This is a genomic window from Mesorhizobium sp. DxT (assembly GCF_058448885.1).
In genome coordinates this window covers 56,244-80,196 of the sequence record NZ_JBZFLJ010000006.1, presented here as the reverse complement: position 1 = coordinate 80,196, position 23,953 = coordinate 56,244, and the positions used below count along the sequence as shown (strand labels likewise).

Annotated in this window: 34 protein-coding genes; 26 read left to right on the top strand and 8 right to left on the bottom strand. The window is 63.8% G+C overall.

Annotation, left to right across the window (positions count from 1 at the left end; translation table 11 throughout):
• The first annotated feature begins 2 nt into the window (after nucleotides 1-2).
• A complete protein-coding gene (locus ACVJNE_RS12860; RefSeq protein ID WP_368802600.1) occupies nucleotides 3-350 on the top strand; it encodes a DUF1491 family protein in 348 nt (115 codons plus the stop codon).
• On the opposite strand, the gene ACVJNE_RS12855 is transcribed toward ACVJNE_RS12860, so the two are convergent.
• Nucleotides 337-1,281 (bottom strand): hypothetical protein, encoded by a 945-nt coding sequence (locus tag ACVJNE_RS12855; RefSeq protein WP_499566094.1) that lies wholly within the window; start codon nucleotides 1,279-1,281, stop codon nucleotides 337-339. The genes ACVJNE_RS12860 and ACVJNE_RS12855 overlap by 14 nt on opposite strands.
• Nucleotides 1,282-1,462: 181 nt before the next feature.
• On the opposite strand from ACVJNE_RS12855, the gene ACVJNE_RS12850 reads away from it, so the two are divergent.
• On the top strand, nucleotides 1,463-1,657 hold the full coding sequence (locus tag ACVJNE_RS12850; protein WP_368802602.1) for a hypothetical protein: 195 nt from the start codon (nucleotides 1,463-1,465) through the stop codon (nucleotides 1,655-1,657).
• An 18-nt stretch (nucleotides 1,658-1,675) separates the two neighbouring features.
• Here ACVJNE_RS12850 and ACVJNE_RS12845 read toward each other — a convergent pair whose 3' ends face one another.
• The 6 genes from ACVJNE_RS12845 to ACVJNE_RS12820 form a co-directional block, all read right to left on the bottom strand.
• Nucleotides 1,676-2,245, bottom strand: coding sequence for a DUF1254 domain-containing protein (locus ACVJNE_RS12845; protein ID WP_499566092.1), 570 nt, complete (start codon nucleotides 2,243-2,245; stop codon nucleotides 1,676-1,678).
• Nucleotides 2,238-2,819: a DUF1214 domain-containing protein gene (locus ACVJNE_RS12840; protein WP_499566090.1), complete on the bottom strand. Its 582-nt coding sequence runs from the start codon at nucleotides 2,817-2,819 to the stop codon at nucleotides 2,238-2,240. The genes ACVJNE_RS12845 and ACVJNE_RS12840 overlap by 8 nt, the downstream gene beginning before the upstream one ends.
• 95 nt (nucleotides 2,820-2,914) lie before the next feature.
• The gene (locus tag ACVJNE_RS12835; protein WP_499566088.1) at nucleotides 2,915-5,062 is read right to left on the bottom strand and encodes a transglycosylase domain-containing protein; all 2,148 of its coding nucleotides are present in this window, start codon (nucleotides 5,060-5,062) and stop codon (nucleotides 2,915-2,917) included.
• 215 nt (nucleotides 5,063-5,277) lie between these two features.
• The gene (locus tag ACVJNE_RS12830) at nucleotides 5,278-6,489 is read right to left on the bottom strand and encodes an MFS transporter (RefSeq protein ID WP_499566086.1); all 1,212 of its coding nucleotides are present in this window, start codon (nucleotides 6,487-6,489) and stop codon (nucleotides 5,278-5,280) included.
• A gap of 99 nt (nucleotides 6,490-6,588) precedes the next feature.
• The gene (locus ACVJNE_RS12825; protein ID WP_499566084.1) at nucleotides 6,589-6,888 is read right to left on the bottom strand and encodes a DUF6958 family protein; all 300 of its coding nucleotides are present in this window, start codon (nucleotides 6,886-6,888) and stop codon (nucleotides 6,589-6,591) included.
• Complete coding sequence (locus tag ACVJNE_RS12820) at nucleotides 6,878-7,420, bottom strand: GFA family protein (RefSeq protein ID WP_499566082.1); 543 nt, start codon at nucleotides 7,418-7,420, stop codon at nucleotides 6,878-6,880. The genes ACVJNE_RS12825 and ACVJNE_RS12820 overlap by 11 nt, the downstream gene beginning before the upstream one ends.
• Before the next feature lie 99 nt (nucleotides 7,421-7,519).
• Here ACVJNE_RS12820 and ACVJNE_RS12815 point away from each other — a divergent pair, with 99 nt between their 5' ends.
• The 3 genes from ACVJNE_RS12815 to ACVJNE_RS12805 all read left to right on the top strand — a co-directional run bounded on the left by ACVJNE_RS12815 (nucleotide 7,520) and on the right by ACVJNE_RS12805 (nucleotide 9,312).
• Nucleotides 7,520-8,164: a TetR/AcrR family transcriptional regulator gene (locus ACVJNE_RS12815; protein ID WP_499566080.1), complete on the top strand. Its 645-nt coding sequence runs from the start codon at nucleotides 7,520-7,522 to the stop codon at nucleotides 8,162-8,164.
• A gap of 66 nt (nucleotides 8,165-8,230) precedes the next feature.
• Nucleotides 8,231-8,629 (top strand): antitoxin Xre-like helix-turn-helix domain-containing protein, encoded by a 399-nt coding sequence (locus ACVJNE_RS12810; protein ID WP_499566078.1) that lies wholly within the window; start codon nucleotides 8,231-8,233, stop codon nucleotides 8,627-8,629.
• Nucleotides 8,626-9,312 carry an RES family NAD+ phosphorylase gene (locus ACVJNE_RS12805; protein ID WP_499566076.1) on the top strand — a complete coding sequence of 229 codons (687 nt, stop codon included), beginning with the start codon at nucleotides 8,626-8,628 and terminating at the stop codon, nucleotides 9,310-9,312. The genes ACVJNE_RS12810 and ACVJNE_RS12805 overlap by 4 nt, the downstream gene beginning before the upstream one ends.
• Nucleotides 9,313-10,015: 703 nt before the next feature.
• Here ACVJNE_RS12805 and ACVJNE_RS12800 read toward each other — a convergent pair.
• Nucleotides 10,016-10,387, bottom strand: coding sequence for a hypothetical protein (locus tag ACVJNE_RS12800; RefSeq protein ID WP_499566074.1), 372 nt, complete (start codon nucleotides 10,385-10,387; stop codon nucleotides 10,016-10,018).
• 304 nt (nucleotides 10,388-10,691) lie between these two features.
• On the opposite strand from ACVJNE_RS12800, the gene ACVJNE_RS12795 reads away from it, so the two are divergent.
• The 21 genes from ACVJNE_RS12795 (at nucleotide 10,692) to ACVJNE_RS12695 (ending at nucleotide 23,949) form a co-directional block, all read left to right on the top strand.
• Complete coding sequence (locus ACVJNE_RS12795; RefSeq protein ID WP_499566072.1) at nucleotides 10,692-10,889, top strand: hypothetical protein; 198 nt, start codon at nucleotides 10,692-10,694, stop codon at nucleotides 10,887-10,889.
• Nucleotides 10,890-10,906: 17 nt separating this feature from the next.
• On the top strand, nucleotides 10,907-11,887 hold the full coding sequence (locus ACVJNE_RS12790; RefSeq protein WP_499566484.1) for an IS1595 family transposase: 981 nt from the start codon (nucleotides 10,907-10,909) through the stop codon (nucleotides 11,885-11,887).
• A gap of 254 nt (nucleotides 11,888-12,141) precedes the next feature.
• The gene (locus tag ACVJNE_RS12785; protein ID WP_499566070.1) at nucleotides 12,142-12,441 is read left to right on the top strand and encodes a hypothetical protein; all 300 of its coding nucleotides are present in this window, start codon (nucleotides 12,142-12,144) and stop codon (nucleotides 12,439-12,441) included.
• Between the two features lie 135 nt (nucleotides 12,442-12,576).
• Entirely contained in the window at nucleotides 12,577-13,407 is an 831-nt protein-coding gene (locus ACVJNE_RS12780; RefSeq protein WP_499566068.1) for a hypothetical protein, read from the top strand.
• A 434-nt stretch (nucleotides 13,408-13,841) separates the two neighbouring features.
• A complete protein-coding gene (locus tag ACVJNE_RS12775) occupies nucleotides 13,842-14,150 on the top strand; it encodes a hypothetical protein (protein ID WP_499566066.1) in 309 nt (102 codons plus the stop codon).
• Nucleotides 14,116-15,390 (top strand): DNA-packaging protein, encoded by a 1,275-nt coding sequence (locus tag ACVJNE_RS12770; protein ID WP_499566064.1) that lies wholly within the window; start codon nucleotides 14,116-14,118, stop codon nucleotides 15,388-15,390. Before ACVJNE_RS12775 ends, ACVJNE_RS12770 begins: the two co-directional genes overlap by 35 nt.
• Nucleotides 15,391-15,403: 13 nt before the next feature.
• Nucleotides 15,404-16,555 carry a phage portal protein gene (locus ACVJNE_RS12765; RefSeq protein ID WP_499566063.1) on the top strand — a complete coding sequence of 384 codons (1,152 nt, stop codon included), beginning with the start codon at nucleotides 15,404-15,406 and terminating at the stop codon, nucleotides 16,553-16,555.
• Nucleotides 16,556-16,583: 28 nt separating this feature from the next.
• Nucleotides 16,584-16,907 carry a DUF6107 family protein gene (locus ACVJNE_RS12760; RefSeq protein WP_173190264.1) on the top strand — a complete coding sequence of 108 codons (324 nt, stop codon included), beginning with the start codon at nucleotides 16,584-16,586 and terminating at the stop codon, nucleotides 16,905-16,907.
• Nucleotides 16,900-17,589, top strand: a complete 690-nt coding sequence (locus ACVJNE_RS12755; RefSeq protein ID WP_499566482.1) for an HK97 family phage prohead protease — start codon at nucleotides 16,900-16,902, stop codon at nucleotides 17,587-17,589. Before ACVJNE_RS12760 ends, ACVJNE_RS12755 begins: the two co-directional genes overlap by 8 nt.
• Entirely contained in the window at nucleotides 17,586-18,842 is a 1,257-nt protein-coding gene (locus ACVJNE_RS12750; RefSeq protein WP_499566061.1) for a phage major capsid protein, read from the top strand. Before ACVJNE_RS12755 ends, ACVJNE_RS12750 begins: the two co-directional genes overlap by 4 nt.
• Before the next feature lie 98 nt (nucleotides 18,843-18,940).
• Nucleotides 18,941-19,510 (top strand): head-tail connector protein, encoded by a 570-nt coding sequence (locus ACVJNE_RS12745; protein ID WP_499566059.1) that lies wholly within the window; start codon nucleotides 18,941-18,943, stop codon nucleotides 19,508-19,510.
• On the top strand, nucleotides 19,511-19,846 hold the full coding sequence (locus ACVJNE_RS12740; RefSeq protein WP_499566057.1) for a phage head closure protein: 336 nt from the start codon (nucleotides 19,511-19,513) through the stop codon (nucleotides 19,844-19,846).
• Nucleotides 19,847-19,854: 8 nt separating this feature from the next.
• Complete coding sequence (locus ACVJNE_RS12735; protein WP_499566055.1) at nucleotides 19,855-20,013, top strand: hypothetical protein; 159 nt, start codon at nucleotides 19,855-19,857, stop codon at nucleotides 20,011-20,013.
• Complete coding sequence (locus ACVJNE_RS12730; RefSeq protein WP_499566053.1) at nucleotides 20,010-20,420, top strand: DUF3168 domain-containing protein; 411 nt, start codon at nucleotides 20,010-20,012, stop codon at nucleotides 20,418-20,420. Before ACVJNE_RS12735 ends, ACVJNE_RS12730 begins: the two co-directional genes overlap by 4 nt.
• A gap of 44 nt (nucleotides 20,421-20,464) precedes the next feature.
• Nucleotides 20,465-20,872: a phage major tail protein, TP901-1 family gene (locus ACVJNE_RS12725; protein WP_499566051.1), complete on the top strand. Its 408-nt coding sequence runs from the start codon at nucleotides 20,465-20,467 to the stop codon at nucleotides 20,870-20,872.
• Nucleotides 20,869-21,207, top strand: coding sequence for a gene transfer agent family protein (locus tag ACVJNE_RS12720; protein WP_499566049.1), 339 nt, complete (start codon nucleotides 20,869-20,871; stop codon nucleotides 21,205-21,207). Before ACVJNE_RS12725 ends, ACVJNE_RS12720 begins: the two co-directional genes overlap by 4 nt.
• Nucleotides 21,204-21,434 carry a rcc01693 family protein gene (locus ACVJNE_RS12715; protein WP_499566047.1) on the top strand — a complete coding sequence of 77 codons (231 nt, stop codon included), beginning with the start codon at nucleotides 21,204-21,206 and terminating at the stop codon, nucleotides 21,432-21,434. Before ACVJNE_RS12720 ends, ACVJNE_RS12715 begins: the two co-directional genes overlap by 4 nt.
• Entirely contained in the window at nucleotides 21,434-21,955 is a 522-nt protein-coding gene (locus ACVJNE_RS12710; RefSeq protein WP_499566045.1) for a phage tail tape measure protein, read from the top strand. Before ACVJNE_RS12715 ends, ACVJNE_RS12710 begins: the two co-directional genes overlap by 1 nt.
• A 13-nt stretch (nucleotides 21,956-21,968) precedes the next feature.
• Nucleotides 21,969-22,610, top strand: a complete 642-nt coding sequence (locus ACVJNE_RS12705) for a phage distal tail protein, Rcc01695 family (RefSeq protein ID WP_499566043.1) — start codon at nucleotides 21,969-21,971, stop codon at nucleotides 22,608-22,610.
• Nucleotides 22,607-23,494 carry a phage/gene transfer agent baseplate hub protein gene (locus ACVJNE_RS12700; protein WP_499566042.1) on the top strand — a complete coding sequence of 296 codons (888 nt, stop codon included), beginning with the start codon at nucleotides 22,607-22,609 and terminating at the stop codon, nucleotides 23,492-23,494. The genes ACVJNE_RS12705 and ACVJNE_RS12700 overlap by 4 nt, the downstream gene beginning before the upstream one ends.
• Nucleotides 23,491-23,949, top strand: a complete 459-nt coding sequence (locus ACVJNE_RS12695; RefSeq protein ID WP_499566040.1) for an NlpC/P60 family protein — start codon at nucleotides 23,491-23,493, stop codon at nucleotides 23,947-23,949. The genes ACVJNE_RS12700 and ACVJNE_RS12695 overlap by 4 nt, the downstream gene beginning before the upstream one ends.
• Nucleotides 23,950-23,953: the final 4 nt, after the last annotated feature.

Below are 23,953 nucleotides of genomic sequence, written 5' to 3'. Positions count from 1 at the left end.
ACATGCGCGTAACAACCGATTTCTGGGTTTCATCGATCGTCCGACGCGCCTTTTCCGCCGGCGGTTTCGCTGCTGTCGCACGGCGCGGCGCCAGCGAGGCGGGGGCTGTGATGATTACCCAGCGCGACCGCATGGGACAGACCCGGCTTTACGGACCGGCGCCTCAAACCAGCTACGAGGATGCGAAGCCAGACCAGCGGCTTTTCGTTGAGCTTCTGAATTCGGATGACGAGCAGTCGATTCACGACAAGATAGAACGGGAACTGCGGTTCGATCCGGATATCTGGGTGGTTGAGCTCGAAGTCGACGACGCACTGTTCGCAGAACTTGTGAACGTTACGACGCCCTGAGCCTCGTCGACGACGGAGCCGGTTGGTTGGCCGGTTCTCGATGAAGGTTCTCGTGCGGCGATTCGCGCCATGCTTCGACAAATCTCGCTGCCGTTTCGGAGCTTACGGCAGCGTAGGCATCGAGAAATGCGGCGATGGAGCGGATGTCCTGGCTGCGGTCGCGGCGGACGCACTGCATCAGCAGAAACGCCTGCTCATCTGAAAGACATAGCGCACGCAGCGCAACGATGAAGGACGAGACGTCGCTGTCGTCGGCGATCGCGGCCGCGCGCTGGAGGCCGATGCCGAGTGCGTCCGCAAGCGCTGTGTGGAAAAGGGTGGGTACGCCGGCGAGCGCAGTGGACCTCAACTTGAGATAGGGTGTGGGCTCGCTTTCCCAACGCAGATTCACTGCCGTGCCCGGCGGCAATGCGCTTTCCTGTGCCAGGGCTCCCGCAGGTCGCATCATGTGGCGGAGACGCTCGCGCGCCTCCTCGGCAGCACCGGTTTCCTTCTCGGTCGATACTGGCGAATGCTCCATGGCGCCGACCACCTGCACCAGGCGCCTGATGCGGTCGTCGAGCCCGGCGCGTGCGGCGATCGCCCGCGCGTGCCCCAATCCATGGCGCCCGATGAGGGCGACCAGGTCGATATTTGTCAGAACCGGAGAACTGACAAGCAACGGCGCGGAGATATCCGCAGGTAGATCGGCAAGGCGGCGGACCAGTGCAGCGGGCGCGTGGGGCGTTTCTGAAAGAGCTGCCGCCACGAAGCGCAGCGTTTCATCCGAAACCCGCCCCAGCAGGGGTGTCGCCAGGTCGTCCAGTTGTGCGATTTCGCGTCGCGTGGGGCGCGGGGTCGCGCAGAACGCTGTAACCGACGCCCGCAGGAGCCGTTCCGGTCGGCCGGCGGCGCGATGCGAATTGTACGGGTGGGATGCCAAGCGATACACGTGGAAACGTCCGATACGCAAATCAACACAAACGGGTGTCGTGCCTATCGAGCTGGCTGCGAGTCCCCGCATCGACTCAAATTAGAGTGTATTCGTTAGCGTCGTGTTAACCCTCTGATGCGCTTAGTTGGGACGGAGGCGTAGCGTTCTGCTCCGGTCTAACCGAGAAAAGAGCATAGTCATGGCTACCATACTTCCCTTCGTGGTCCGCCCACGCGCGACGGCACCGGCCCCGGACCGACAGGGACACAGCACGATCATCATCTTTCCGGGCATTCGTTATGAGAAGGCGCGCGAGAGCATCGAGCGCGACGGTCATGAGACCCCGGCTACGGTCGATGGCGGGTCACGCAAGGGCAAGCGCAAGGCGCGCTAGGACAACGTTCGTCCACAATCAGCCTGAGACGCAGCTCAGCCCTGCCAGATAACGCGTGACCGTCGGCTCCCAGCTTTCATCGGGAGCGAAGGCGCGCACCACCACGATGCCTTCGTCGACATCGGCTTCGACGAAGACCGCGCGGTCGTAATCCGCCGGCAGCGCATTGCGCAGGTCGATCATCTGTTCAGAAGTGGCGACGACGAAATCGAGCGCTCCGTCCGTCGAGGATCGATCGTTCATGCTGAAGATGTTCTGGCCCGCCCTGTCGTAGACGGAGATCGACCAATAGGGGACGTCGCCCCGGCCGGTCATGTGAAGGGTGCCGTCACGCAGGTCGAAGCGGCACGCCGCCGCATCGAATAGCGGGTCCAGCGAAGAGATCAGCGGCGCGGCATCGGGTGGATCAAGGCGCGTCATGGCATAGTAGTTGGCTTGTCTGGACAGAATCGACCACGCGTCGCGCTCGGAATAGGAGGGCAGCATCAGCAAAATGGCGATGTGCACGATGCCCGCGCCCACCAGGCCCAACACCAGTGCATGCAACAGCCCCGTCCAGAACGGGCGCGAGGTGCGGGGCTCAGCCATCGCAACCCTCGCGCAGCACCTGCGGAAGCTCCACGTCGGCGATCCGGGCGCTGGATGCGACCGCCGTATCGTAGAGGGTCAGCACGAGAGCAAATGCACCGCTACCGTCAACGGCAAGCCAGTTGCCGGGCACAGGATTGCGGGAGACGGTGGTTGCCACCGTGTTGTCGGACTGCCGCAGCAGCGCGTAGGAATGCAGAGCAGGAACGCTGTCGTCGGGGGCAATAAAGCCGCCGTCTGCATCGCGCGCCGAAAGCGTCCAGAAACGCGCGGGAGGCAGGCTGCCCTCGACTCGGTAGTCGCATTCGCGACGTAGAAGTGCGCCTGAAGCATCGCGTGTGGCGGTAAAGACGAGCCCCTCGGCATATCCCAGGGCGAGATCGGCTTCGCGCGAGAACGTGGCTTTCGAATAGGGGTCCGCGGCCGGCGTGCCGCGCTTGGGATACGCTGTCCAGTTGCCGATGGTGACGGTTCCGAACTCGAAATCGCGCTCGACCACAAGCCAAACGCTTGCAGCACCGCCACCGATGGCGATCGCAAGTGTCAGTGCGGTCAGGAAGATCGTCTTCAGCATCGATTGCTATCGAGGTCAGTCATTGTTCATGGCAACTGTCGCGCGCACACAGCGGTTGCCGTCCTGCCCGCGAAAGTCAAGGCAGAGTGCTGCACCTACAGCGAGGAAAGTGTTTCCGGTCCCGGCGGAACCTCGAGACGCGGAGCGTTGCGGAATTCGCCGGACATCTCGCTCAGCAGGCGTGTTGTGCGGGCCGACAGGACGGACGGCCTCTCATCCAGGGCCGCCTCGCCGTTGTCGCCGTCTGCGCTTGCGACGGCGGCGTCGGCTGGCTTGTCGATAAACGGATTTTCGATGCCTGGGATAGGCTTGAGCTCGACGTTCTGGTGCGCGTACTCCATCAGCCTCTGCCACACCATCGCGGGGACGGAACCGCCGGTCATGTTGCGGGTCGACGTGTAATCGTCGTTGCCGAGCCAGACGGCCGCCGTGTAGTTGCCGGTAAAGCCCACATACCACGCATCGCGATAGGCCTGGGTCGTGCCGGTTTTGCCGGCCGAGCGGATGCCGGGGAGGGCGGCGCGCCGACCGGTGCCGATCTCCGGGATCTGCACGAGGATGGAATTCATCGATGCCGCAGCCTGCTCGGACACCACGCGTCGCGGTTCTGGTGCGTCGCGGCCATAATCGTAGACGATGTCGCCGGAATGGGTCAGGAGCTGCGTGATGCCGTGACGTTTGCCCACGAACCCGCCCGTTGCAAGCGTGAGATAGCCGGTGGCCTGGTCCATGACGGTCATGCCCGACGTGCCGAGCACCATGGTCTTGTGGCCGTTGAGTTCGGACTCGACGCCCATCGCCCTGGTCGTCTCGATGACCGCCGGAATGCCCAGATGGTCCTTTGCAAGCCGCACCGGCACAGTGTTGAGCGAGCGGATCAGCGCGTTGGAAAGTGGGACGCGGCCTGCATAACTGCGACCGTAGTTGCGGGGCGACCAGCCGCCCCACGAGATCGGCGCGTCGGAAATTACGGAATCGGGCGTGAAGCCCGCTTCCATCGCGGCCGTGTAGACATAGACCTTGAAGGACGAGCCCGTCTGGCGCTGCGCGCGCGTGGCGCGGTTGAACTGGCTGCGGGCGTAGTCGCGCCCACCGACGATGGCGCGCACCGCACCGTTGTTCTCCAGCACGACCATTGCGCCCTCGGTCACGCGATATGCCTGGCCGTGCTGGCGCAGGTTGAATTCCACCGATTCCTCGGCCGCCTTCTGCAGGTTGAGGTCGATGGTGGTCCGTGCGACCAGCGCATGGGGCCCATTCTTCGGCGCGATCTTCTTGACCTCCTCGAACGCCCAGTCGAGGAAGTAGTCGGGGCTGTCCTGACTGCCGCGGTCTATCGCGGTGGCCGGATGCAGACGCGCGGAAAGCACCTGCCCCTCGGTCATGAAGCCGCTTTCGACGAGGTTGGAGAGCACAACGTTTGCGCGGCCGCGCGCGGCAGGCAGGTTGATATGCGGCGCGTAGTTGCCGGGAGCCTTGAACAGGCCGGCGAGCATCGCCGCCTCGGCGAGGTTGACCTCCTTGATGCCCTTGTCGAAATAAAAATCCGCGGCGGCCGTGATACCGAACGTACCGCCGCCCATATAGGCGCGGTCGAGATAGAGCTGGAGGATGTCCTTTTTCGAGAGGTTCCACTCCAGCCACAGCGCCAGATAGGCTTCCTTGATCTTTCGCTCGACCGAGCGCTCATTCGTCAGAAACAGGTTCTTGGCGAGCTGCTGCGTGATGGTGGAGCCGCCCTGGACGACCGAGTTGGCGCGCACGTTTTCGCCCATGGCGCGGGCGAGGCCGATGAAGTCGATGCCGAAATGCTCGAAGAACCGCCGGTCTTCCGTCGCCAGAACCGCCTTGATGACGTGGTCGGGTATCTCGTCGACCGGCACGGAGTCGCGCTGGATGATGCCGCGTTGTCCGATCTCGTTGCCGTAGCGGTCGAGGAAGGTAACCGCGTAATCCCCTTGGCTGCGCCAGTCCTTGGCGGTTTCCTCGAAGGCGGGCAGCGCGAGCGCGAGCATGACGATGGTGCCCAGTGTGCCGAGCGTGAACCCTTCGCTGCCAAGCTCGACGAGCGCGCGCCGCCAGCCGGTCACCCGGAAGCGGCGGAAGAAGATTGTGATGTTTTCCCAGGCTTCGCGGGCCTTGAAGCCTGCTTCGTAAAGGCTGGAATCGATCCAAGCGTCGATGGCGAGCAGACGCGTTGCCCGCGGGGCCTTCGATTTTCTCGCCTCGAACGGATTTTCCATTACACCCACGCCACGCGATCGACCCCGCCTTGCCCGAGTGTCGCTCGATCAGAGGGCAGTCTACGCAGGGTCAACTTACGACTTTTCTTGCCTATTTCGATACCAGGAACAAGGACTAGTCCGATAAATCCGTAGTGATCGTAAATTTCGCAGCGGCAGTGTGTGAAGAAGGTCGCACTGGTTATCGACGGCGAGTGTGGGGCGTATCCACTCTTTCAGCCGGCTTCCATGATCGTAAGATCTGTGAAGCGCCGCACCGTGCGCAAGCGGCTGAAGAGGGGGACCGCGAAGGAGCCCGCGTAAGCTGCCGCGACGAAGACCAGCGCGGCATCTGGCGATGCCGTTCCCGCGATGAAGCCGCCAAGAAGCGCGCCGACGGGCCTGATCCCGTAAATGGCAGTCTGGATGACGGCATTGACGCGGCCGAGCATGGCCGCGGGCGTGACCAATTGCCGGACGGAGTTCTGCGTGGTGAGCCACATTGATGGGCCGAAACCCAGGATGAAGAAGGCGGCATAGACCGGGAGGACCGAACCGCCGGGAGCGACCGCAAACAGCAAGAGGATGGCAACCACCGAGCTGCCCGGCCCAAAAAGCAGGAAGAAGCTGGTGGGCAGCACTGCGGAGAGACGACCGACGGTGAAGGCGCCGAGTGTGGCTGCCAGCCCGAAAGCCGAGAGCGCAATGCCGAACACGCCCGGTTCGGCTAGATAGATGTCGACTGCCAGCGGCACCATGATCGCGAGCAGCGCCGCGAAGGCGAGGTTCCACAGGACGGCGCAGAGCGCGATCGGCAGCAGGAGCTGATGCCGCAGGACGAAGCGGCCACCTTCGCGGATGAGGCTGACGATGCCGGCCTGCTGTGGCGGCGAGACTGGAAAGCGGGGCAGGCCGATTGCGGAGACCAGCGCCAGCAGCCCGCCCGCGGCAGCCACGACGAAGACCCAGTTTGCATTCCGGGTCGTGATGATGAGGCCGATTGCGAGCGGGACGGCGAAGGAACAGAGCGCGCGGGCGAGGTCGAGGCGGGCATTGGCCCTTGCGAGATCGGAGGGCTGAGCAAGGCGGGGCAGGATCGACAGGCTGACCAGCACGAAAACGACGATGCCGAACCCGCCGACAACGACGAAGGTGCCGAACCCGACGAGGCTGCCCCCGAGAATGCTCAGGGCAGCGCCGCCGAAACCGGCAAGCGAGATGAGTGTAGAGACGATGGCGACCGTGCGCGCCTGGGCACGGTCTATGATGAGACCGAAGGGCAGGGATCCGAGCAAATGCGCCATCGACTGGCAGGCAACGAGCAGCCCGATGACCTGCGCCGAAGCGCCGAACACGAGCGCGGCGACCAGGGGCACGGCGACGAGCGCGATCTGGTCGGCGAGGTGCATGCCGTAGGCGGCGAAGGTCAGGTTGCGGATGGCGCGCATGGAAAGGCCCCGAAGTTGATGTCGGGGCGCAGCTAGCGCTTGCGCAGCCGCATGCTCCACCCGAAACCTGCCAAGCGGATCAGGCGCGGGCCTTCCCGTCTAATCGGGCAGGCGCAGCCGTACCGGCTTGGGGCTGTCGCGCAGGATCGTGCCCTTGGCCTCCATGTCGAGCTGGGCGGCTTTGAGCCACCAGCCGGCCTTGTCTCCGCCCGGAAATAGGTCCTGGGGCAGCAGTGGCAGCAGCTTTGCCTTGGCCTCGGCCACCGTGAGCCCCGGGGAGGAATGCGGCAGGACCGCAAGCAGCGCGTCGCGCATCGCTTCGTATTTGGCGCGGTCGACCCGTACGGTGCGGCCGGGCGAGACGACATTCTCGATTTCGATCTTGTCTTCAGCGGGCATCGAGGGTGCCTTTCACATAGTCGATCTTGGGGGTGCGGAAGCCCATGGCGGCCCACGCCATGAGCAGCTTGGCAAAAAAGCCGAAATTGTGGGTCTTCGGGTTTGGCACGTCGTTGGGGAGCTGGACGTTGTGCGGCGTGTCGCGGGTCATGGTGCGCAGGTCGAGCGGCGGCAGGGTGCCCTCGGGCCAGAGCGTGCCGAAAAGATCCAGCCAATGTCCGCTGGTGAAATCGAGAAAGATCGGCGTGTTGCAACAGGTCGCGACGACGCGCCTTGTCTTGGTGTCGGCCGTGAGGCGGTGCTCGCGAAGGAACTCGGCGCCCCTCACGCAGCCGACCCGGTCCTTGCGATAGACAACGTGAAACGTGGCGCCCTTCTCATCGACGATCGGTTCCGCGCCGGGCAGTGTTGCGAAAAACGCGCCGGCCTTCTGGCAGTCGGAACACAGGCATTCGGCGGTGAGGATCGGCGCGCCTTCGACGCGCATCGCCACCTTTCCGCAGGTGCAGCTCAGTTCGGTATGGCTGGCCATCGGCAGTCTCCAGTGGATCATTAATTAGACTGGACGGTCCAGTTTGATTTGTCAAGCGGCCGTGGTATGCTTTGCCGGTTCATGCCAAGAGCAGGTGCCATGTCGAACGGAGCCGCCACGCGAACCCGAAGAAGCCGCGAGAAGATCGTCGCGGCGGCGGAAGAGGTGTTCCTGCACAACGGTTTCCTGGGCGCCAACATGGATGCGGTGGCGGAGCACGCCGGGGTTTCGAAGCAGACGGTCTATGCGCATTTCCATTCCAAGGAGGCGCTGTTCATCCAGGTCGTCGAGGCGATGACCGGCGGGGCGGCGCGCGAAATCCGCGAGGACGAGGAGGATGTGTTCGGCGACCGCTCGGTGCGCGATTTCCTGATGCAGTTGGCGCTGGATCAGCTCACCGTCGTGCTCACGCCGCGGCTGATGCGGTTGCGGCGCATGGTGATCGGCGAGGTCGAGCGTTTTCCCGAGCTCGGGCGATCCCTGCACGACAACGGGCCGGGGCGCTCTATCCGCCGGATGGAGCGGGCGTTCGCGCACTATACGCGGATCGGGCAGCTCGCGACGCCGGACCCGAGGGCGGCAGCCGTGCAGTTCAACTGGATCCTGATGGCCGCACCGACGAATGCGGCAATGCTGCTGGGCGATGCGGGTATCCCGAAACCGGCCGAGCTGCGCAGCCACGCCGAGGAGGCGGTGCGCATCTTCCTGTGTGCCTTCGGGCCGGATGCGCCTCGGGTCGAGTGAGGCAACGGCTTTATTGACTTGCCATATGGCGAATACTATATTGCCATTTGGCAAGGAGATTTCGACATGGCCCAGCCTGTAACATCCGACGAACTGCTCGACGTATCGGCAGCCGACGAGCGGGCAGCCATCGTCAAGGCGTTGACGCGCATCGCAACGCTCTGGAACCTCACCAACGAGGAGGCGGCCGCGCTGGCCGGCGTGAACGTGCGGACATGGTCGCGCATGAAGGGCGGCACCTTCTCCGGCACGCTGAACCAGGACCAGGAGATGCGGGCGAGCCTGCTTGTGGGCCTGTTCAAGGGTCTGCGGCTGCTCTTCAACGGACCGCTGACCTATGAATGGCCGAAACGCGCCAATCAGGGTTTTGACGGCCGGGCGCCGGTGGAGCTGATGATGCGTGACGGCATTCCCGAAATGGTGCGGATGCGCCGCCACATCGACGCCCTCAGGGGTGGCGCGTGAGCGCTTTCGACATCCAGTTCATCGACGAGCAGAATACGCACCGTCTCCTGTCCAGCGCCTATGTCGACGAGCCGGCCATCGCGCCGCTGTGCGACGACGAGGGCGAGAAGGCGATACTGGACAGGCTGGAGGCAAGAACCAGCAACCGGCTGCTGGGGCAGGACGGCCAGCTCGACGAGGTCGACCCGAGGGAACTGCTGACGGAGACGTTCGGCTATGGCTGGTCCTTCGTCAACGCCGCGTTTTCCTACACGCGCATCGGCGGCAACCGGTTCAACCGGGAAGGGCGGGGCGCTTGGTATGCCGCACTCGCCGTCGAAACCTGCCTGGCGGAGATCGCCTTTCACCTCGGCCGCGAACTGAAGAACACCGGCGAGACGGAGAACGTCACCCAATATGTGCAACTGATGGCCCATATCGCCGGCCCGATGGCATGCCTGCTGCAGCACCGCGACGCCCCCTGCCTAAACCCCGACCCGCTGGTCGGCTACCCGGCCGGGCAGGCCTTCGCGGCGGACATCCGCGCCAGGGATCTCGTCGGCATCCGCTACCCCTCGGTGCGCCACGCCGGCGGTGTGTGCCTCGCGGCCCTGAAACCCTCCTGCATCAAGACCGTGACGCGCGGGGAGTCGTTCGTGCTTACGTGGAGTGGTGGTGAGGGGCCGGAGGTTGAGAGGGGTTAGGTTTGGAGCGGGCTGGGGGTGCCCATGTCAGTGCTACCAAGAAGCGTCCATTTCTCGGCGGATTGGTGCAGTCACCTCTTGGCAGAAAGTATGAACGTTTTTAGTTCGCCGACGACAGTGCCGATCTTACTGCACCAAAAACAAGAAGCGCGACGCCAATCCACATGGCACTGGTGGCGGCAAGCGACGCCCACCAATCAAAAGGTTGTAAGAAGCTCTTTGCATGGGGCCCAGACCACGAGCCCCAACTTGCCACGCAGAGCGCAGCCGTTCCGCCGCGAACATTCTTAACTAGATCAGGCAGTGATCCGAGTGTCGCCACTGGTGCCGCCCCTATTTCCACCCGCAAGCAAAGCAATCAGAAATACTAGCGTTGCCCCAACAGGGAAGAGGATCGAAACGATCGTAGCCCCTACCGCTAAATTGGCAGCAACAGCCACAGCCATAAACAGCACACCAAGTACTACACCTCCCCCGAGAAGGTTTCTCATGAGCGCATACCTCTCGTGATCAACGTTGTCGTTGGCGTTCCGTTCAATCGAGCGAACAATGAGGATGTCTTTCGTCAGAAGGGGGCGTGAGATTGTTGGCGTGCTAGGAGTAAGGTTCGCGATCCAAAAATTGGGACGCAACTCATGCTTCCCAACGGGAGGCGCAGGGTTGTTTCGTGCAGAATTGTCGACCAACTGCATCGCAAATGGCGTCATTGTACTACACCCTGGGCTTGCGGTTGCGTGGCGGCTAGCCGTTCCTGGATCTTCTTACCTAACCAATCATGGAAATCGCTCGCCGCCTGAATGTCCATCATAACTTGGACCTCCAACTCCCGAACGATACCGGACTTGGTGTCTTCGGTAGCCACAATCTCTTCGGCGCCCTCCGGCTTCATACCGCCCTCTGTTGGCGTCACTTTAAGGCGTGTCTTACGGGGAATCGCGCCACGCTCGCTGTAGAACGCAAAGGCAATATGGCCTCGTGGTGAAACCCCTCCCCAAGCGCCATCGGCGTGGACCACGCGAAAGAAATTGCTCTTAAGCATATGGAATTCGAGCAAACTCGACTTCTCATCTGCCATGGAAAATCTCCCCGCTATCTTCTTCTCAGGCAAGAGGTATAGTGGAGAAGCGTTTAACGCAAGCCTGCTCGGGCCGAACACGATCCAGATTGTATCACCTCGCGGCGCGAGCGCCAAAAATATGTTCTCTGGTCCGCCTTGGTTGTCTCGAGTATAACTCACTCTAACATACTGCCGGCCTATCGCCTTTCCGTGCCACATATGATCTGCGCTTTTTTCGCATTGGTCTAGGAAAAAATTCCTGATTATATACTTGACGTACCATCCTTGATTTGCGATAGTAGGCGCAACAAGGAGCCTCGCCATGTCGAAACGACGCTGGACACACGAAGCCACAAAGGCCGTCGTTGATCGCCTCGATCCGACCTCGTTTGCCCTTCACGTGACAACGGAAGGCGATGCCGACCACAGTTTTCACATGGATCGCTCCACCCTCGAACGTCTGCGTCTGGAAATCGATGTTGTGTTGCCTCGTGAAAAGCCCGCCTCTGGTCAGGCGTGAACCGGGATACCGCTATCATGGACATTACTACTCCTATCTACACCGACGCCGAGAAGGCCCGCGAGCATCTGGAAGCCATCCATTGGCCGCACGGTCCTATCTGCCCGCATTGCGGCAACGTTCATCCCGACCGCATCACGAAGCTGGAGGGCAAGTCCACCCGCCCCGGCGTCTATAAGTGCAATGAGTGCCGCCAGCCCTTTACCGTGACTGTCGGAACCGTGTTCGAGCGCTCCAAAATCCCGCTCAACAAGTGGGTGCTGGCTTCTCATCTCATGGCTGCTTCAAAGAAGGGCATGTCCGCCCACCAGCTACACCGCATGCTTGGCGTCACCTACAAGACCGCATGGTTCATGGCGCACCGCATTCGTGAGGCCATGAAAGAGGACGTGAAGTCCTCCGGTCCTCTTGGTGGCAAAGGCAAGACCGTTGAAGCCGACGAAACCTATATCGGCAAGCGTGAGACGCCCCGCAAACTCTCTCGTGGCCGCATTGCCAAGCCTACCAAGTCAGGCAAGGCAGGCGGCGCACAGAAGCGCATCGTTGTCGGCCTCGTGGAGCGTGGCGGCAAAGCCCGCATGTTCCATCTGAACGACGCCACCAAGGAAACGGTGCGCGAAGTGCTGGTGCGCAATGCCGACCGTTCTTCGATCCTCTATACCGACTCGTCACGCCTCTACACGAAGACCGCCGCGGAATACGCTTCGCACAAGACCACCAATCACAATCGCGGCGAATACGTCCGCTATGAAGGCGCGGAAGTGGTTCACTCCAACACCATCGAAAGCGTGTTCTCCGTATTCAAGCGCGGCATGGTCGGCGTTTACCAGCATTGCGGCGAAGCCCATCTTCACCGCTATCTTGCCGAATTTGACTTCCGCTACAACCGCCGCGCTGCGCTCAAGATCAGCGATGCAGAACGCGCCGAAGATTTGCTTCGTATGGCTCGTGACAAGCGCCTGACCTATCGGCGGATTGGTGAAGCCAGTCACGCCTAAGCAGAAGGCAGCGGCGTTTACCCGCTGGCGCAAGCGCAAGAAGCCGTAAGTGTGAATTGTGGGCACAGAACGGGAACGAGGCTTGTCTTTCCCGTACGTCATGCCGTCCAATGGAAACGGCGGCGAATCATCACTTCGCCGCCGTTAATGCAACCAAGCCACAGGACGGCCCGGCACATGAAACTCGATCACCACACTACTCCCAAAGGTGGTTCCGTCAACCGTCCTGTGGCACAAAACCACAGGAGCCAGTCATGGCAAACTTCCTCGTCACTTATGACTTGAACGGACCTCGCCCCACGCACAAACAGATGGACGATCATCTAAAGGCGCTGGGGCCAACGTTCGTGCGTGGCCGAATTCTTGAGACAGTCTGGTATGTTGGGGGTCCAACAAACGCAACGGCGCTGCGGGGATATATCCAGCAAATCCTGAGCCAAAACGATCTTCTGATTGTGGCGGAAGTATCAGGTGCAGCATGGACCAAGCTCCTAGTGGACACCGCCCAATTCAAAGCAACGTTCGAAAGGAATCAGCGCCGCTTGGCAGCTTGATCCTTCAAGCTGTCGCGAGGCTTGCCCTTCTCGCGCTTCGCGCCCTTCCCGGTCTTGTGATCGGGAGGGGTTTTCAACAGGCGGCGCAATACCTCGTCGCCCTTTTCCTGGTCTTCATTGTTAGGATTCGTACCCATGTCCGCGACCAGTGCCTTTCCTCAAGCTTACCTAAAGGTCCAAAGGGCCAATATACACATCGATGAGTTCCGCAGCTTCACTGACCCTCATTTGTCGCCCGACCTTTATGAAATCGGATGGGTCAGCGGCAACCGCCTGATGGCTTCTGGGATACACATAGACATCCCGGTCAGAGATCCTGACTATGAGATGCGCCAGTTGATCTACAAGCCAACGTCCGCGATCTCCGTTAGCCTCGCCCTCATCCTCGGCGACACAATACACAATTTGCGATCCGCGCTGGACCTCGCCGCGACGGCTATCGTTCGCAAGGCCAATGGTTCGACCCAATTCGTCACGTTCCCCTTTCACGAAGAAAGGGAGAAGCTTATACCCGCCCAGTCGTCCGGTCTCGCTGCGATACAGAAGGCCATTCCCGGTTCTGATTGCACCGATTTCTTCCAAAACACGATACGCCCTTACAAGGACGGAAACTTCCCTCTTTGGGCTCTCACCAAGCTCGACAAGATCGACAAGCACAATATGCTCATCCCCCGCGTCGCTGTAGTCGGGATTACCTCGCCCATCATCACGGGCGCTCAGGGTAACATCAGCGTAATTGGGGCTCGCTGGGGAAATGACGCGGACCAGCCAATCGCCCTTTTTACCGGGCCAGCCCGCAGAGACGCGAAAGTGGAGAACAATATCGAAGTCTCCTTGCAGGTAACTTTCCCTCAGGGCGACCTTTTCGGGAACGAACCTGTCCTTCCAACGCTGGTCAATCTCTCCCACGTCACGCTGCAAACGCTGAAGGCGTTCGATAAATTCGCTACCGCTGCCATCAATTGAAGTTGCCGGCCTGTCGCCGCGAATCATAGGAAAAACTCCCTTGGTACGTCAAGTATATAATAAGGAAAAAATTCCTTGACACCGTGACGGTGCTTTGGTAGGTTGTCGCTATCGTCGAAGAATTGCGCCTGACGGCGGCGTCTCCGGCGCAATCCTTCCCGAACGGATCATTCTCTTTCATGGCCAGGCAGAGCAGGCGGCGGTGCGTTATCGCGGCGGCGCGGTGGGATGCCGTGCGCGCGGTTGTGGAGACGGGGGCGACGCCTGGGAACCTTGCGGCTGCGCTGGGGTGCAGCGAGGCGACCGTGCGGCGGCGTGCGAATGGCGAAGGCTGGGTTTGGTGTTCGCGAAACGCGGGTGCGGTTTCCGTGCCGCAGGGTGCCGTTGGGGCGGCTGACGAGGGTTTTGTGGAGCCGCGACCGGGGGAGGACCCCGTGGCGATGATGGCGAGATGCGCGGCGCATGTCGCCCGCCAGGTCGGCGCGCTGGTCTCACGTGCCGAGGCGGGGGAGCAAATCCAGAAGACCGAGATCGAGGCGCTTGTCGCCCTCATGCGCATGATGGAGCGCTGGGACGTGCTGGCCACGGAACGCTCGCAACAAGAAAAAGAAGAATTGGGCGATGAAGAGCTGGCCGCCATACTCGGGCGCATCAACGATCGCATCATCGAACTGGCTGAGGGACTTGCAGGCCAACTGGTCGCGGCGCGTGCTGACGCCCGACCGGCTGAAGCTGCTTCGTGACGCCTGGGTCGGACATGCGCGGCTGTCGCAATATCCGCTCGGGTTCGAACTGCTGGGCCTGCCGCCGATGGTCAACTGGCTGGTCGTGGGCGGGCGCGGCTCCGGTAAGACGCGGCTCGGCGCGGAATGGGTGAACGCGCTGGCGCGGGGCCTCGGGCCTTTTTCGCACCGGCACAGGCACATGCGCATCGCGCTGGTGGGCGAGACGCTGGGCGACGTGCGCGAGGTGATGGTGGACGGGCCGTCGGGCATCGCGACGATAGCGCGCCGGAACCGGCCACGCTACGAGCCGACGCGGCGCAGGCTTTTGTGGGACAGCGGCGCGGTGGCGCAGGCATTCTCCTCGGAGGACCCCGAAAGCCTGCGCGGGCCGCAGTTCGAGGCCGCGTGGTGCGACGAGGCGGCGAAGTGGAAGAACGCGACGGCGTGTTTCGACATGCTGCAGTTCGGGCTGCGGCTGGGGCGGCAGCCGCGCCAGCTCGTGACGACGACGCCCAAGCCGGTGCCGCTCATCAAGCGGCTGCTGGCCGATCCGGCCTTCACCGTGACGCGCATGGCGACGCGGGAGAACGTCGATAACCTCGCGGCGGGTTTTCTGGAGGCGGTGCGCGCCCGCTATGCGGGCTCCCGGCTCGGCCGCCAGGAACTCGACGGCGAGATGATCGAAGATCGCGCCGATGCGCTGTGGACGCGCGCGGCGCTGGAGACGCCGGCCGCGCCGGTCGGAACGCTGCGGCGCATCGTCGTCGCGGTGGACCCGCCGGCAACGTCGCGGCGGACTTCGGATGCGTGCGGCATCGTGGTGGCGGGTCTGGATGAAAGCGACCGAGCGATCGTGATCGAGGACGCGACCATGGCTGCGGCGAGGCCGCAGGACTGGGCGGCGCGCGCGGTGGCGCGGTTCCATGCCCATGAGGCGGATTGCGTGGTCGCCGAAGTCAACCAGGGCGGCGAGATGGTGACGGCCGTGCTGCGCACGGTCGACCCCGCCGTGCCGGTGAAGGAAGTGAGGGCGAGCCGCGGCAAGTGGCTGCGCGCGGAGCCGGTCGCAGCACTCTACGCGCAAGGGCGGGTGATGCATGCGCGCCACTTTCCCGAACTCGAGGACGAGATGTGCGATTTCGGCCCCGACGGGCTCTCGGGCGGCCGCTCGCCCGACCGCGTCGACGCACTGGTGTGGGCGATCACCGAACTCCTGCTTGGCCGGGCGAACCGGCCGCGCATCCGCAATCTGAGCTGAACGGGATATGATGATGGGTTGGAACTGGCCGTGGAGACGGGGCCGGCGCGATGGCGCGCGCCTTGAACGCAAGGACGGCTACGGCTTCGTGGCGCTGCACGCGCAGGGCGACGCCCGCTGGACGCGGCGCGACTATACGGCGCTGGCGCGCGAGGGCTTCATGCACAATCCGGTCGTACACCGGGCGGTGCGCATGGTCGCGGAATCAGCCGCCGCCGTGCCGTGGCTGCTTTATGACGGGGCGGAGGAACTGAGCGAACATCCGCTGCTGGAACTGCTGGCGCGGCCGAACCAGCGCAGCGCCGGCGCAGGCTTCTTCGAGACGCTCTACGGCCACCTGCTGATGTCGGGCAACGCCTATGTCGAGCTGATCGAGGCGGCGGACGCGCGCGAACTGCACCTGCTGCGGCCCGATCGGGTGGCGGTGGCGGCCGACGCGTCCGGCTGGCCGGTGGCGCTCGAATATCGGCAGGGCGCGACGAAGCGGCGGATTCCGCTGGATGATGGCGCGCTGCATCTGTCGCTGTTTCACCCGCTCGACGACCATTACGGCTTTCCACCCCTGCAGGCGGCGTTGATGGCGCTGGACATCCACAACGCCGCGGGGCGCTGGAACAAGGCTCTGCTGGACAATTCAGCGCGGCCTTCCGGCGCGCTGGTCTATGCGCCGAAGGAGGGCGGAAACCTCAGCGAGGAGCAGTATGAGCGGCTGAAGGTGGAGCTGGAGGACGGCTATTCGGGCGCGTCGCGGGCCGGGCGTCCGATGCTGCTGGAAGGCGGCCTCGACTGGAAGGCGATGGGGCTTTCTCCCAAGGACATGGACTTCATGGAGGCGCGCAACGGCGCCAGCCGCGACATCGCGCTGGCCTTCGGCGTGCCGCCGATGCTGCTCGGCATCCCCGGCGACAACACCTATTCGAACTACCAGGAAGCCAACCGCGCCTTCTACCGCATGACCGTGCTGCCGCTGGTGGCGCGCACGGCGGTGGAGCTGTCGGCCTGGCTCGGGCAGCGCTTCGGGAACGGGTTGCGGCTCGGCTTCGACGCCGACCGGATCGATGGCCTCTCGGCAGAGCGCGAGGCGCTCTGGGCGCGGCTGGGCACGGCCGACTTCCTGACCGACGACGAGAAACGCGAGGCGGTCGGCTATGGACCGCGCGGTTGAGGCTACGGGCATTCGGAGCGGAAACGAGATGACGGATGCAAGCTGGCTTTGGCTGGCCAAGTTCGGCGGCGCCGTGGCCGGCTCGGCCATCTCGCTCGCCTATGTGCTTCCGGCCGGGCGGCGCGAAGCGGCGATCCGCTTCGGCATCGGCGTTGCGAGCGGGTTGGCATTCGGCGGAACGGCCGGGCTGAAGATCGCCGTGGAACTGGGCATCGAGGAAAGCCTCGGCCCGCACGAACTGGTGCTGATGGGATCGGCGGCGGCGAGCCTGAGCGCCTGGTGGGCGCTGGGTCTCGTCATGCGCGTATTCAGGGCGAACGGGCGCAATCGGAGCAACGAACATGATGCATGAGATGCCGCTCGCCGCGCGCGAGCGCAAGTTCACCGACGTTTCCATCGGCACCATCGGCCGGGACGGTACGTTTTCGGGCTATGCGAGCCTGTTCGGCAAAGTCGACCTGGCGCGCGACATGGTGGAGCCCGGCGCGTTCGCGCGAGCCTTGAGGCTGCGCGGCGCAACCGGCGTGCGCATGCTTTACCAGCACGACCCGGCACAGCCGATCGGCACGTGGCTGGAACTGCGCGAGGACGAGCGCGGCCTGTTCGTGCGCGGCCGGCTGGCACGCGGCGTGGCGCGTGCCGGCGAGGTGCTGGAGCTGATGCGCAGCGGTGCGCTCGACGGGCTCTCCATCGGCTTTCGGACAGTGAAGGCGCGCCGGGACACGAAATCCGGCGTGCGCCGGATCGTCGAGGCCGATCTTTGGGAAATCTCGATCGTGACCTTTCCGATGCTGCCGGGCGCGCGGATCGAAAGCGTCAAGGACGACGCGTCGGCGCTACCGTCGGTGCGGGACTTCGAACGTTGGCTGACGCGCGACGCGAAGCTGACACGCGGGGAGGCGCGCACCGTGATCGCGCGCGGCTTCTCCAGCCTGTTGCGCGAGCGGGATGCCGCGCGAGGCACACCGGACCGCCTTGCCGGGCGAATTCGCGAGGCGACACGACTGATCAGAAATGAGGACCAACAGACATGACGACCCATGAGGCCGCACCCGAGATCAAATCGGAAGGCGGCGGCTTTGCCGCGCTTTCGGATACGTTCGACGAATTCATGACCACCTTCGCGGAATTCCGCGAGGCAAACGACCGGCGCCTGCGCGAGATCGAGACCCGCAAGGGCGCCGACACAGTGACCAGCGACAAGGTCGACCGCATCTCCGAAGCGCTCGACCGCCAGAAGCAGGTGCTGGACAATCTGGCACTGAAGCGCGTGCGGCCGGCACTTGGCCGCGACGACGCGTTTTCGGTCGCCGGGGCCGAGCGCAAGCAGGCCTTCGACGCCTATCTGCGCTCGGGCGACGAACATGCGCTGCGGTCGATCGAGACCAAGGACATGTCATACGGCTCCGGCCCGGATGGCGGCTATCTCGTGCCCGACGAGGTGGAGGCCGAGATCGGCCGGCGGCTTGCGGTGATCTCCCCGATCCGGTCGATTGCGTCGGTGCGACAGGTTTCGTCGGCGGTGCTGAAGAAGCCGTTCATGACCTCCGGCCCGGTGGTCGGCTGGGTCGGCGAGACGGCGGCACGTCCGAAGACCACGTCGCCGGTTCTGGATGCGCTCCAGTTCCCGACGGCGGAAATCTACGCGATGCCTGCGGCGACGCCGTCGCTGCTCGACGACAGCGTCGTCGACCTCGACCAGTGGATCGTCGGCGAGGTGGAATCCGCCTTCGCCGAACAGGAGGGCACCGCCTTCATCAGCGGTGACGGCAGCGACAAGCCGCGCGGTTTTCTCGACTACGATCAGGAGCCGGAGGCAAGCTGGGCCTGGGAGAAGATCGGCTACATCGCGACGGGTGTCGACGGCGCCTTTGCGGCCAGCCACCCGTCCGACAAGCTGATCGACACGATCTATGCGCTGAAGGCCGGCTATCGGCAGAACGCCAACTGGGTCATGAACCGCAAGACCCAGGCCGCGATCCGCAAGATGAAGGACGCCGACGGCAACTATCTGTGGCAGCCGCCGGCGGTGCCCGGCGGTCGCGCGGTGCTGATGGGCTTTCCGGTCGTCGAGGCCGAGGACATGCCCGACATCGCCACTGATGCCACAGCCATCGCCTTCGGCGACTTCCAGCGTGGCTACCTGGTCGTGGATCGCGCCGGCGTGCGAGTGCTGCGTGATCCGTATTCCGCCAAGCCCTACGTGCTCTTCTACATCACCAAGCGCGTGGGCGGTGGTGTCCAGGACTTCAACGCGATCAAGTTGGTCAAGTTCGGCGTGGCATAAGACCCGGCGATAGTCCCTTCGCCGAAACACCATGCCGCGACGGCCCCGGTTCCCCTTGCCGGGGCCGTCTTCTTTTCATCCCCCCCTTCGAGGCATGCATGACACTATTGCGAACCGTGGCGCCCTCGGCCGAGCCCGTCACGCTGGTGGACGCCAAGCGCAACCTGCGCATCGACCATGACAGCGACGACGCGCTGCTGGATGGCTTGATACGCGCCGCGCGCGAGGAGGTGGAAGCCGCATGCGGCCTGGCGCTGGTCGACCAGTCGTGGCGGCTGGTGCTGGACAAGATGCCATCGACGCGGCGCGTGCTGCTCCGCAGGCATCCGGTGCGCGAGGTACTTTCCGTGACGATCTACGATCAGGACGGTGCGGCTGCAGTGGTCGATCCGGCCCGGTATCAGCTCGATGCCCACGCACGGCCGGCTCGTTTGCATTTCGTGGACGGCCCGGAGCCGGGCCGTGCGATGAACGGCATCGAGATCGACTTCACCGCAGGTTTCGGCGAAGCGGGTACTGACGTGCCCGACCTGCTGAAGCGGGCCATGGTGCTGCTGGTCGCGCACTGGTACGAGTTCCGCGCGCATTTTGCGCCGTCCGCGCAGCCGGTTTCGTTTCCGCCGGGTTACGAGCGCCTGATTGCTCCCTGGCGGACGCGGAGGCTGTAGATGCGGACGGAATTCATCGACCCGGGATCGTTCCGTCACGAACTCGTCCTGGAAACGGTCTCGACCATTCCCGATGGGGCCGGCGGGTACACCGAAGCGTGGGCGGAGGCCGGCGCGATCTTCGCGCGGATCGAGCCGTTGGCAGCGAAGAGCCGCTACGGCGCCGATCAGACGCTCGAGAAGGTGACGCATCGTGTTACGCTGCGTTACCGCGAAGACCTGCGCAGCGGCATGCGCCTGCGCAAGCTTGGGCGGCTGTTCGACATCGTGACCGTCCACGATCCCGATGAAACAGGGCGCTATCTGGTGTGTGCGGTCACGGAGGCTGGGCTTTGAAGGCGGCGATGAAACTGACGCTCGACGGCCTTATGCGAGCGTTGCAGATGAAGGCAGCAGGTGCGCTGGACACCAAGGCCGCGGCAGGCGCGATGCGGGCGCGACGAAAGGCCATGACGGAGGCGCGGGACCGTGAGGCGATATCGCGCGCCAGGAGGCAGCAATGAGCTCGGCTGCTACCGCCTTGCGCAAGGCCGTGTATGCAGCATTGAGCGGGAATGGCGACCTGACGGCAAAGCTCGGTGAGAGCCGCATCCACGACCATGCGCCCGCCAATGTGGCGTTTCCCTATCTGACGTTCGGCCTGACCTCGATGCAGGACTGGAGCACCGACACCGAGGATGGCAGCGAGCATGTCTTCACCGTCCATGTCTGGTCGAAGGCCAAGGGCCTGTCAGAGACGCTGGATGTGATGGAAATCGTGCGCTCCACGCTCCATGACGCGAACCTGGCGTTGGAGGAGCACCATCTGGTCAATCTGCGCCGCGAATTCGAGGAAGCGCGTTTCGACGATGATCTCGCGGTTCATCACGGCACCCTGAGGTTCCGCGCCGTGACCGAACCGGTCGACTGACCCTTTCATTTCTTCACATCATTTCAACGCAGAGGAGGCTTGCTGTGGCAGCACAGAAGGGCAAGGATCTTCTTTTGAAGGTCGACAATGGCGGCGCGTTCACGACTGTCGCGGGGCTGCGCACCAAACGTCTCGCCTTCAACAGCGAGACCGTGGACATCACCGATGCCGATTCCACCGGGCGCTGGCGCGAGCTTCTGGCCGGCAGCGGCGTGCAGCGCGCATCGCTGAGCGGCGCAGGCATCTTCAAGGACGCGCAGTCGGACGCACTTATCCGGACCGCCTTCTTTGGCGGATCGGTCACGTCATGGCAGTTCGCCATACCGGATTTCGGTACGGTTCAGGGGCCATTCCAGGTGACGTCGCTTGAATATACGGGCAACCACGACGGCGAGGTGACATTCGAAATCGCGCTCGAATCCGCCGGCGCAATCGCGTTTGCGGCCGCATGATGCCGGCGAACAGGAGACGCGGCGAAATCGCCGCCACCATTGCCGGTCGCGATTGCGTGCTGTGCCTGACGCTTGGGGCGCTCGCGGAACTGGAAACCGCGTTCGGTGTCGATGACCTGGGTGCGCTGGCGGAACGCTTCGCGTCCGGCAGGCTCTCCGCGCGGGACCTGATGCGCATCATCGCTGCGGGGCTGCGAGGTGCAGGTGCTGCAGTAAGCGACGACGATGTGGCGGGAATGACCGTCGAGGGCGGTGTAGCCGGCTTTGCCCGCATCGTAGCCGATCTGCTGAAGGCAAGTTTTGGTGACGCGGGCGAGGCTTCCGGCCGCCCTTGAACGCCGCAGGCGGCAAGGCGCGTCAGTTCCCGTGGGATCAGGTGATCGCCATCGGGCTGGGCCGGCTGCGGCTTTCCTCGCGCGACTTCTGGGCGATGACGCCGCGCGAACTTGCCGGCGTCTTGCGTGGGTTGAATGCAGTGTCCGGCGCAGTGAGTGCACCGGAGCGTGGAACGCTCGAGACGCTGATGACCAGGTTCCCGGACGAGGCTGAAAGGCAGGATTGATGAACGACTCTCTCGACCCGCTGGAAATCCAGTTCGAGATGGACACGCAGCCATTCGCGGATGCGATGCGGGAACTGGCGGACCTGTCCGATGCGTTCGGCCGGCAGCTTACGGGTGCGCTCAGGGATGCGGCGATCAATGGCCGGTCGCTTGAGGACGTGCTCCAGCGCATCGGCCTGAACCTGGCGAGCATGGCGCTGAGCCAGGGGCTGAAGCCGCTGTCGGGTCTGATATCCGACCTGCTGCCGCGTCTCATCGGTGGATTGCCGTTTGCCACGGAGGCCGGCGCGATGAGAATGCCGGACTTCTTTCCGGACGTGGAAGCGATGTCGATGGGCGCGCCGATACCGTCACCGGCCTTGACTGGCGCCGAAGCCGGTCAGACCGCAGCGCGTGCCGGGTCGCCGGTCAATGTCGTCTTCAACGTGACGGCGCAGGACGCGGCCTCGTTCCGCAAATCCGAGGCTCAGATCACCGGCATGCTTGCGCGTGCGGTGTCGCGCGGCGCGCGCACATTGTGAACCGGAGAGGCAGATGGACAGCTTTCACGAGGTTCGCTTTCCGGTCGGCGTGTCGTTCGGCGCGACGGGCGGGCCGGAACGCCGCAACGAGATCGTCGCGCTGACATCGGGGCGTGAACGGCGGAACTTGCGGTTCGCGCAGTCGCGCCGGCATTTCGATGCGGGCACAGGCGTGCGATCGCTGAGCGATCTCTATGAGATCATTGCATTTTTCGAGGCGCGTCGCGGCTCATTCCACGGCTTCCGCTTTCGCGATCCGTTCGACATGAAATCATGTCCGCCGGACAATGCGCCGTCGGCCACGGATCAGATCATTGGCACCGGCGACGCCGCGACGGCGAGTTTCCAGCTCATCAAGCGCTATGGCAGCGGTGCGGATTCCTACCTGCGCAACATATGCAAACCCGTGGAGGGGAGCGTGCGGGTTTCCGTCGATGGAATTGAGCGCAGCGAGCCTGCAGATTTCACCGTCGACCACGAAAGCGGCATCATCATGTTCGGACCAGGTTCGATCCCGGCCAACGGCCAGGCCGTTCGCGCCGGCTACGAATTCGATGTGCCTGCCCGATTCGACACCGAGCGCATCGCCATCAGCCTGAGCGCCTTCAAGGCCGGGCAGATCCCGTCCATCCCGATCGTGGAGATCGAACCGTGAGCAGCTTCTCGCCCGCATTTCGGGAGCATCTCGATGGTGAATGCACGACGCTTTGCCACTGCTGGCGCGTCGCGCGGCGCGATGGCCAGACCTATGGCTTTACCGACCACGACAGGGCGTTGACCGTGGACGGCCAGACCTTCGAACCCGAAAGCGGTTTCGCCCAGAGCGAGGCGCGCACGTCGCTCGGCATGGCGCCGGACAGCGTCGATGTGGAAGGCGCGCTTTCATCGGATCGGCTGACGGAGGAGGACATCCAGTCGGGACTGTTCGATGGCGCCACGGTCGAGACGCTGCTCGTAAACTGGTGCGAACCGGAACAGTTCGCAACGATCCGCACCGCGGTCGTCGGCAAGATGACACGCGCCGACGGTCGCTTCTTGGCGGAGCTGGAAAGCGTCGCAGCGAGCCTCGACCGGCCCAGCGGGCGCTATCTGCGCCGTGGCTGCGACGCGCGTCTGGGCGATGCGCGATGTGGGGTGGATCTGGGTGCCGCCGAGTTCAACGGCAGTGGCGCCGTTGTAGCCGTGACAGCGCCGGGCACGTTGCGTGTGAGCGGCCTGACGGATTTTGTGGCGGGCTGGTTCTCGTTCGGCGAGATCACCTGGACGAGCGGCGAGCTTGCCGGACGAACGTCGGCGATCGTCGATCACCGCAACGCATCCGGCACCGTGATGTTGGCCGTGCCGTCCGGGGAGCGTCAGCCGGCGCCGGGTGATGCGTTCACCGTGCTTGCCGGGTGCGACAAGCGTTTCGCGACGTGCAAGGCCAAGTTCTCCAACCCGATCAACTTTCGTGGCTTCCCGCATTTGCCAGGCAATGACGCGGCCTACGGCTATGTCTCAGAAGGCGGGAATTTCGATGGGGGCCCAATCGTAGAATGAACGCTGAACTGGAAGACCGTAAAGCGGCTGCAGCAGTTTTGGCCGAAGCGGTAACATGGATCGGCACGCCATATCGCCACCAGGGATCGACCAAGGGCGTGGGATGCGACTGCCTAGGCCTCGTTCGCGGGATATGGCGTGCCGTCTACGGCATGGAACCGGAAGCACCGGGACCGTATGCACCGGACTGGGCGGAAGCGGGAGGACGGGACCGCCTGCTGGAGGCCGCGCGCCGCCACTGTGCCCAAAAGCATGCCCGTGAGGCACTGCCCGGCGATCTGCTCGTCTTCCGCTGGCGGGCGCATCACGCGGCCAAGCATGTGGGCATCCTCATCAGCGAGGACCGCTTCCTGCATGCCTATGAGGGGCACGCAGTGATGGTGTCGGCGCTGATACCGCAATGGCGCCGCCGGATCGCCGGCGTTTTCGCCTTCCCCTACCTTCCGCAGCACTGAGGAA